Genomic DNA, 9219 nt, shown 5'->3' on the forward strand with positions numbered 1-9219 from the left:
CGGGGCCGCCGCCCATGCCTGACGAGAAGCCGTCGCTGTCCCGTCATCGTCTGCCCCTGGACAGCCTGGCCGAACTGGCCTGCGGCGAAGGCGGTCCGGCCACCCTGGAGTTGCTGCTCGGCGCCGAACGCAGCCGTCGGCTGCTGCTGTTGCGGATGCTCGACGACGCCACCGACCTGGAACCGGGCTGGGACCTGTTGAGCGCGGCCCAGCACCGGGCACCCGACGTCGTCGACGACGTGCTCATGTATCCCCAGACGGGCATGTGGCTGGTCACCGCCCTGCGCCGGATCCGCGGAACAGCCCCGCAGGACGGGCCTCCGCTGTGGGTGGTCCTCGGCCACCTGTCCTGTCTCGCGGCGGCGGCGGGGCTGCGCGCGGGGCTGGACTTCGCCGTCGAGGTGCCGGTCCGGCACGGCTGGGTGGTCCTGCCGACGCTCGGCTGCGCGGTGCTGCCGAGCAGCGAGCCCTGGACGCGGGCCGTCGTCCGGTCCGAGGGCGGCACCGCCCGGGTGGAGGCCGGGGGTACGGCGGTGCCCCTGCCCCTGCCGCACGGCTCCCGCGCGCCGGGCTGGCACCCACAACGTCGGCTCGGGATCGGCCCGGCGGAGCAGCGCTGGACGATGGTGCTGGACGACCTCGACCCCTACCGGACGTATCCGCGGCAGACGGAACCGCGCCCGCTGCCGGAGGACGCGGCACAGCAGTGGGAGCACCGGCTGGAGGAGGCCTGGGCGGTACTCCAGCGGGACCGGCCCGGGACCGCCGCGGCGATGCGGCGAGGTCTGCTCTCCCTGACGCCCACCCCGGCAAGGGAAAGGTTTCGGCCACGCAGTGTGACGTCGGGGGATGCGTTCGGCGGGGTCGAGGCCTCGGAGCCGGACGACGCCGTCCAGCTGGCCGTCACGCTCGTCCATGAGTTCCAGCACACCAAGCTGGGCGGCCTGCTGCACCTGACGCCCCTGGTCACCGAGGAGCCGGACGGCCCCCCGGAGCTGTGGTACGCCCCCTGGCGCGACGATCCCCGCCCGCTGGACGGCCTCCTCCAGGGCATCTACGCCTTCTTCGGCATCGCGGGCTTCTGGCGCAGCCACCGCGGCGCCGCCGGGCGGCACAGTGCCCTGGCGCACTTCGAGTTCGCCCTGTGGCGGGAGCAGGTGGCGACGGCCCTGGCCCAGGTCCACGACCACCCCCGCCTCACCCCGGTCGGCCGGACCGTCCTGGGCTCGCTCCACGACCACTGCGCGCGGTGGCTGGCCGAACCCGTGCCCGAGGAGCAGGCGGCGGCCGCCCGGCTGTGCGCCGCCGAGCACGCGGCCCGCTGGCGGGTCCATCATCTGCGTCCCGCGCCGTCCGCGGTGGCGGAGGCGGTCGACGCGTGGCTCGCCGGGGAGAGCGCGCCGCCGCGCTCCCTGACCGCCGAACCCGAGATCGTGCCCGCCCCTTCCGCGCGCTGGCTGGACAGCCTGGCCATGCTCTTCCGCCAGCGCCTCGCCGGAGCCGACGACGGCCGCCCGGTCCGTGAGGAACCCGAGAAGGCGGCGGCCCGCGTCACCGGGGCACTGACCGGCGACGCGCTGCTCGCGTCCGGCGACGCGACGGCGGCCCGGCGGGCCTACCTGGGCCACCTGGCCAGGGAACCGGAGCGGGCCGCCGCCTGGACCGGGCTCGGCCAGGCCCTCACCGCGACGGGCACCCACCCGCCGGCGGCCCGCCTCCTGCGCGAACGCCCCGAACAGGCCCGCATGCTCCACCAGGCCGTCACCGAAGCCACCGGCACCCCGCCGGATCCCCTCCACCTCTCCACCTGGCTGGCCGCCCACCCCACCTGACACCCCCGCGCACGCGGGCGCCTCGATGCCCCGGATCCGGCAAGACGCACGGGCGGGCACGCGGAAATCCCCGCGGCCGCACCGCCGGCACCTGCACCCACCCCGCGCCGCCCGGGGGTCAGCGCGGTGGGGTCACAGGGGCATCGGATCGATGTCGCAGTTGGCTCGTTCCCGGGCCTCCGCCTGGATCGTGGCCGGGTGCGGGGCGGGCTCCGGGGAGCGCAGACGCGGGCCGTCCAGCACGCGCCGCAGGCGGGCCAGCGTGTCCGCCCGCAGTTCCTCCCCGGCGGTCTCCTCGCCCATGGCGACGAGGTCCAGCGAGAGGTTGGAGGCGCACACCAGCGTCGTGGGGTGGTCCTCGCCCAGCCGCTCCCGGCACAGCTCCAGGGTCCGCTCGCCGAGCTCCCGCGCCTCGGCCGTCCGGCCCAGGGCGCTCAGATCGCTCGCGAGGTTGATGGCGCAGGCCAGCGCGATGGGATGGTTCGCTCCGAGCCGCCCCTCCAGCGATGTCAGCGCCGCCTCGTCCAGTTCCCTGGCCTCCGCCGCCCGGCCCAGCAGACGCAGCGTCACGGCCAGGTCGACATCGGCCGCCAGCACATGCGGATGGTCCTCCCGGAACAGCCGCCGGAACCGCCCGGACGCCTCGACACCGAGTTCCCGCGCCTTCTCCAGCTCACCGTTGTGCCGGAGCGCGACGGACAGCGCGAGCGCGGCCGTCTGGGTCTCCGGGTGGGTACGGCCGTAGCGCCGGTTGAACTGGTCGAATGCCTCCTGCGCCATCGTCAGCGCGGCCACCGGGTCGCCCTCCTTGCGGCACGCCTCGCTCAGCTGCCGGAGCGTCTGGAGGGTCGTGGGGTTCCCGGGCCCGACCATCGCCCGGTTGGCGTCGAAGACCGCCTGCTGGAGCGAGCGGGAGCCGACGTAGTCGCCCGTCTCGCGCACGTCGATGGCGATGGACGCCTCCGAGATCAGCGACTGCTGGTGGTCCCGGCCGTACAGCCGCGTCTTCATCGCGTGCGTCTCCCGGTCGAGTTCCAGCGCCCGCCGGAAGTCGCCCACCAGCCGCAGGCTCACCCCGAAGTTGTGGGCGCTGCCCAGCGTGACCGGGTCGTCCGGGCGGAAGTCGCGGCGCGCCCGGTCGTACGCCGTCTCGTCGAGTTCGGCACCGGCCGCGAAGTCGCCCTGCACCCGCCGTACGGCCGCCTCCAGGTTGAGCGCCGCCAGCACGTCCTCCCGGGTGGCCTCCTCGTCCTCGGGCGGAATGTGGGCGTAGACCTCCTTGAGCCGGGCGACGACCTCGGACGCCTCGTCGTAACGGCCCACCTTCAGGTAGAGGAACCCGAGCCACCACGCCATCTGGCGCGTCATGGCCTCGGCCTCGCCGAACTTCGCCCGCCAGGTCTCGTATGCCTTCTCCGTGAACTCGCAGGCGACCTTGTGGTCGCCCCAGTACCAGAGGTAGTTCGCGACGTTCATGACGAGCCCGCGGACCCATGCCTGGTCGGAGGTGACGGCGTCCGACGCGATGACGTGGCCGTACAGCTCGGTGTACCGCGGCCAGTGCTCGGGCCGGCTGGGCTCCTTGGGATCGGCGGCGGCCAGCAAGGTGTGGGCGCCGTTGCGCATGCGGCTCTGCTCCTCGTCGGTCATCTGGTTCTTCAGCACGGCCTGGACCAGGCGGTGCATCTCGATCGAGTTGGTCCGGTGGTCGATGCGGGCCAGGGAGTAGCCGTTGATCTCCCGGATCGCGAGGGCCAGCGCCATCGGATCGTTGAGGATCCGGTCGAGTGCGGGGTCGATACGGCTGCCGCCGAGGCCGGAGAAGATGGACCGCGAGATGGGGTCCGGGGCGAAGTAGGAGCAGAGCTGGAGCAGGCGCAGCGCGGAGAGCCTGCGGACCTTCAGATGGTCCAGCGAGACGTTCCACGCCGCGGCGACCGGCAGTTGGTAGCCGGGGGGCGGTGGGGACACCGCGAGGAGTTCGCTGCGCTTGTCCTCGAACAGGCGCAGGTACTCCGAGACCGGCATGCCGGTCTCCTTGCGCCAGGCCGCCGCCTGCTCCAGGGCGAGCGGCAGGTCGCCGAGCGCCTCGGCGAGCCGGTCGGCGTCGGCGTCGTCGAGGTCGCTGGGGTGCGGGCCCGAGCGGCGCAGCAGTTCCTTGCTCTCCTCCCGGGTGAACACGTCCACCTCCAGGGAGGGACCGACCTGGCCCCAGCGGCGGTTTCGGGAGGTCACCAGGATGGTGCCGGAGCCGTTGTCGGGCCGGCCGGCCGGGAAGTACTCCCGCACCCGCTCGGGGCTGTCCGCGTTGTCGAAGATCAGCAGCCAGCGGGAGTACGGCCGTCCCGCGCGCAGCGCCTCACGGACCACCGGTCCGGCGATGTTGGCCTCGCCGCTGCTGACCAGTCCCAGCCGCTGGGCGAGTTCCACCAGGGCCTGCCCGATCTGGCCGGGCCGCTCCGCGGGGATCCACCACACGATGTCGTACTCGGACTGGTGGCGGTAGGCGTACTCGATCGCCAGCTGGGTCTTGCCCACGCCGCCCATGCCGTGGATCGCCTCGGGCAGCACGGTCGTCGTGCCTTCCTGGAGACGCGCGTCGAGACGTTCGAGAAGGTCCACGCGGCCGGTGAAGTTGGGGTTGCGCGGCGGGATGTTGCCCCACACGCGCGGCTGCGCCGAGTGCCCGCTGCCCACCGTGGTCTGCTGCGTGGTCGACATGGCCGTGGCTCCTTCTGAAGGTGTCCCGGACCCCCTGGGGGCTGGTGCGGATTCCTGCTGCGGCCAAACGCCGACCCCGGCCCCGGCCCCGGTCGCCGACCCGGCGCCGTCCGGATCCGTGGTCCTGGCCGGCCTGCGGACCTCGCCCTTGCGCAGGCTGACGGAGTTCTGACGGTCGTACTCGCGCAGCGCTCTGCGCAGTTCCTCGGCGCGTGGCAGGAAGCGCCCGGAGAGGGCGTACAGGGCGGCCAGTTCGACGCGCAGGAAGGCCACGTTCCGGTCGGTGACGGGCGGTACCGGAGCCGTGTCGAAGGGCCCGCCGGTGTCGGGCAGGACCGGCTCCTCACCCTGGGGGACAGGGGCAGCCGCCACCAGCGCCCGCACGTCGTGCAGGACGCGCACGGTGTCCCGGCGCCGGGACAGGGCCAGTAACTCCTGCCGGATGTTGGGGCCGAAGGCGAAGACCACGTCGGCCGTCCGGTCGCTCTCCGTGCCGGCCTGCCGCACCAGTCCGCTCATCAGCAGTTCGGTGAGGTGGGCCGGTCCGGCGCCGGGCACGGAGGCGGTGACGGCGGTCAGCACCGGCAGCGTCAGCGGGGCCGCCGCCAGCCGGGTGGCGAGCGCGAACGCGGTCGGGGAGGCCGCGGCCCGGAACTCCGAGACCCGGTCCCTGGCGGGTACGGCGCTCGCGGGGTCGGGTACGTCTTCGATCCACGGTACGGCCCGTGCCGCGTCGGTCCGCCGTTTCCACTCGCGCGCCCGGACGCCGGACATCTCCGCCCACTGCGGGGCCCGTCCGGTCACCAGGCCGACCCAGCCGGACAGGGACCGCGCGGTCGCCTCGAGGACGGGGACCGGTACGGCTCCGACGCGGGAGGCCGGGGTGTCGTCGACCGATTCCAGGGGGGAGGTCTGCAGCTCCCAGCGCAGCTCGCTGTTGGCCGCCCAGGGGCGCGGCGCGCTCAGCCGCATCCGGTGGACGTCCAGACCGGTACGGAACCACAGCCGCTGCGGCGGCAGTTGCAGCACCGCGAGCGGCTCGGCCCGGCCCAGTTCGCGCAGCAGCGGCAGCACCGCGTCGGACCGCCAGCCCGCGGCGAGGCCGTCGGTCAGCACCAGCACCACCCGGTGGCCGTCTCCGGCGGCGGGCGGGTCGGCGAGTTCGACGCGGTCGGGTTCGGTGTCGTCGGAGCACAGCAGCCGGGTGGTGGTCACCGGCCCCAGACCGGCCAAGTCCGCGATGGCGTCGGCCAGTTGGCCGATATACGCATCCCAGACCCGCATGGTGATGTGGTCGTCCACGACCAGCAGGACGGCACGACGCCCGGCCTCGTCCGGGGTGGCGAGTCCGCTCAGGGCCTCCAGCGCCGCCTCGAGGGACCCATCGTCAGAAGTCGGTGCCATCGCTGATCGTGAACCATCGTCACACCGCATAAGCACTCTCTGAGCGTCCACGGCCACTGGTCGCTGCGAAGAACGAGGGGAGGCCCCGCAGGGCATGCGTGACTTCCACGCGCCCAGCCTGTCAGCGGTCTGCCCGGCGTGCAAGGCGGCAGGCCAGAAGGAGGGGGACGACAAACGGACACGCAGCCGTAACAGCGTGGCACCGCGGCAAGTACCGCGCAAGGGTGCGTGTTCAGCCGTTCCGGACGCGTCTTCGGCCGTTCGGGGGACCCCTTCGGCCGATCCGGGGACCCCTTCGGCCGATCCGGGGACCCCTTCGGCCGTTCCGGGTATCTCTTCGGCCGTTCCGGTTAACGGACCGGTGCCGGCCTCCGACCGGCCACCGGTACCGCCGCTGGACCGCATGGCGGCCTACACCGGCCCGGGCGGGGTCGGCTTGCGGTCCGGATCGTCCAGCAGGATCGCCAGATGCCTGCCGATGTGCTGGTCCCAGCTGCCGGGACCGAGCGCCAGAGCCTCCTTGCGCCACTTCCGGACGCGGTCCTCCAGGCTGCCGAGACCCCGGTCCTGGAGGATCTCCCCGATGGCGTCCTGGAAGGAGGGGTCGGAGCAGTCGTTCCGATGCCAGATCATCGCCGGCACCCCCGCCCGCAGCCCGGCCAGCACCTCGCGCCGCCCGGTGCCCGAGTCGTCGCCGGGCGGCTCGCTGAGCACCAGGCACACCGCGTGCCGGTCCTCCTTCAGCTCACGCTCCAGATGGAAGAAGTACGCCCCGTCCGACACCGGCCGGCTCCAGTGCGGGTGGCTGTCCGCCGGGCGCTCGTTCAGTTCCCGCCACTTGGTGTGCCAGGGCCGGTGCCAGGCGGCCCGCTGGAGCCGCTCCAGGCTGCGCACGACCACCGGATAGTCCAGGGCGAGCGGCGTCGGGGAGGGGGAGGAGGACTCCTTCCACCACCACTCCACCGGCTCGTTGAGCAGCTCCCACGGCAGGACGAACTCCAGGATGACCGGCTGGCGCAGGTCGGCCCACCGCTCCTCGGTCTCCTCCAGCAGCCCTTCCACCACGGCCGGCAGTTCCTCGCGCCGCCGGTGGACGGTCTCGCCGCGCACCGGGTGCCAGCCGTCGGAGTCGGACTGGCGCCAGTGCGACACGTAGTAGCGGTCCGCCTCGACCCGGTCCGGTTCGAACTGGATCAGCAGATAGGCGGGGACCAGCGACGGCTCCGGCTGGAGGAACTCCGACTGCTGCCAGTCCGCCAGCAGCGTCTGCGCCTCCAGCGCCTCGGCCTGGTCGCGGTTGAAGCGGCGCAGCCGCTCCGCCGCGTCGGCCCGGCCCTCCTCCACCAGCCATTCGGCACACAGCGAGAGGAAGGCCATGCTCGGCGGCAGTTCACCGGGCGGGGTGTTCTCCCCCGCGAGCCGCAGGAACACCTGCCACGCCGTACGGCACCACGAGGGCAGCTCCTGCACCCGTGACCGGCTGGCCCGGCGGGCCATGGCCGGCAGGTCCGCGGAGCCCACCGCCTGGAGGTGGGGCCGCAGCGCGCGCAGGTCCGCCAGGTTGAAGAAGTCGACGGCCTCCCACTCGTCCACCAGCGGCCACAGCTCGGCGACCGTCGCGGACTCCTGCTCCACGTACTCCAGGGAGCGCACCAGACAGGCGAGGCCGTCGCCGACACCGGTGCACGTCTTCACCACGCTCAGCAGCCAGGGCCGCAGCCGGTCCCCGGTGAGCGGTTCCACCGGCACGCCCAGCTCGCCGGAGAGCAGGTCGCGCCAGACCTCCCGGCCGGCCGTCTGTCCCACCGTGCCCGAGCGCTGTAACGCGTCCGCGATGGACACCGCCAGCTCGTTGCGGACCCGCTCCAGACTCCGCTCTCCCACCCCGTCGCCCTCCAGACAGCCCACACGGTTCTCCGACCGTGCCGACCAGGGTAAGGCCCGGGACCGGGTATGGGCAGGAAAATGTACGGTCACCGGCCCACGGGTACGGCGATGGTGTACGACGGCGCCGAGGTGCCTTCGAGATGGCAAGGGGCCGGTCACTGGTCGCGCAGACACAGTGCGCTGTAACGAGAGGCAGCGAATGCCCCGCTCCGTTTCCCGCGCTGCGACACGACGTCAGAATCGGCCGACGGGACGCGTGTTACGGCACGGCACCCCCTCCGCACCCAGAGGATCCACACCCCGAGGATCCGCCCGCGGCAACCGTTCAGCGCCACTGACGAGCACAGCACGGAGTCCCGCATGTCCGACCCCTCGGTCAGCCGTACCGCGCCACCCACCGCCGCGGACAACCGACAGCGCCCGACCTCGATGCCGACCCACCGCTACAGACCGTACGAGGCCGTCGACATCGCGGACCGCAGCTGGCCGAACAACCGGATCACCGTCGCCCCGCGCTGGCTGTCGACCGACCTGCGGGACGGAAACCAGGCCCTGATCGACCCCATGTCGCCCGAGCGCAAGCGCCGGATGTTCGACCAGCTGGTCGCCATGGGCTACAAGGAGATCGAGGTCGGCTTCCCGGCCTCCGGCCAGACCGACTTCGACTTCGTGCGCTCGATCGTCGAGGAAGAGGGCGCGATCCCGGACGACGTCACGATCTCCGTACTGACCCAGGCCCGTGAGGACCTGATCGAGCGGACCGTGGAGTCCCTGAAGGGCGCCAGGCGGGCGACCGTCCACCTGTACAACGCCACCGCGCCGGTGTTCCGCCGGGTCGTCTTCCGGGGCACCCGCGAGCAGGTCAGGGCCATCGCCGTGGACGGCACCCGCCTGGTGATGGAGTACGCCGGGAAGCTGCTGGGCCCCGGGACGGAGTTCGGCTACCAGTACTCGCCGGAGATCTTCACCGACACCGAGCTGGACTTCGCGCTGGAGGTCTGCGAGGCGGTGATGGACGTCTACCAGCCGGGCCCTGGCCGCGAGATCATCCTCAACCTGCCCGCCACGGTGGAGCGGTCGACCCCGTCCACGCACGCGGACCGCTTCGAGTGGATGTCACGGCACCTGTCGCGCCGCGAGTACGTCTGCCTCTCCGTCCACCCGCACAACGACCGCGGTACGGCCGTGGCCGCCGCCGAGCTGGCGCTGATGGCCGGCGCCGACCGCGTCGAGGGCTGTCTGTTCGGGCAGGGCGAGCGCACCGGCAACGTCGACCTGGTCACCCTGGGCATGAACCTCTTCTCCCAGGGCGTCGACCCGCAGATCGACTTCTCCGACATCGACGAGATCCGCCGTACGTGGGAGTACTGCAACC

At 72.8% G+C, this 9219-nt stretch carries 4 protein-coding genes; 2 read left to right on the plus strand and 2 right to left on the minus strand.

Translation table 11 applies throughout. From position 1 onward, the window contains the following. The first annotated feature begins 14 nt into the window (after positions 1 to 14). Positions 15 to 1832 carry an aKG-HExxH-type peptide beta-hydroxylase gene (locus tag ACFPIH_RS41960; protein ID WP_381183223.1) on the plus strand — a complete coding sequence of 606 codons (1818 nt, stop codon included), beginning with the start codon at positions 15 to 17 and terminating at the stop codon, positions 1830 to 1832. A 132-nt stretch (positions 1833 to 1964) separates the two neighbouring features. Here the strand turns inward: ACFPIH_RS41960 and fxsT are convergent, their stop codons facing one another. Together fxsT and ACFPIH_RS41970 are read right to left on the minus strand one after the other, a co-directional pair. Then, the gene (gene fxsT / locus ACFPIH_RS41965) at positions 1965 to 5957 is read right to left on the minus strand and encodes an FxSxx-COOH system tetratricopeptide repeat protein (protein ID WP_381183225.1); all 3993 of its coding nucleotides are present in this window, start codon (positions 5955 to 5957) and stop codon (positions 1965 to 1967) included. Between the two features lie 411 nt (positions 5958 to 6368). Then, on the minus strand, positions 6369 to 7841 hold the full coding sequence (locus ACFPIH_RS41970; protein ID WP_381183226.1) for a VMAP-C domain-containing protein: 1473 nt from the start codon (positions 7839 to 7841) through the stop codon (positions 6369 to 6371). 363 nt (positions 7842 to 8204) lie between these two features. On the opposite strand from ACFPIH_RS41970, the gene ACFPIH_RS41975 reads away from it, so the two are divergent. Then, positions 8205 to 9219: 2-isopropylmalate synthase (locus ACFPIH_RS41975; RefSeq protein WP_381183228.1), on the plus strand; the 1015-nt coding region annotated here is incomplete at its 3' end.

It is taken from the genome of Streptomyces vulcanius (genome assembly GCF_042653945.1).
Taxonomy (GTDB): domain Bacteria; phylum Actinomycetota; class Actinomycetes; order Streptomycetales; family Streptomycetaceae; genus Streptomyces; species Streptomyces mangrovi.

Excerpts from the sequence above, each read along its gene's own strand:
- fxsT (WP_381183225.1), bottom strand. The coding sequence starts at position 5,957 with ATGGCACCGACTTCTGACGATGGGTCCCTCGAGGCGGCGCTGGAGGCC.
- ACFPIH_RS41960 (WP_381183223.1), top strand. The coding sequence starts at position 15 with ATGCCTGACGAGAAGCCGTCGCTGTCCCGTCATCGTCTGCCCCTGGAC.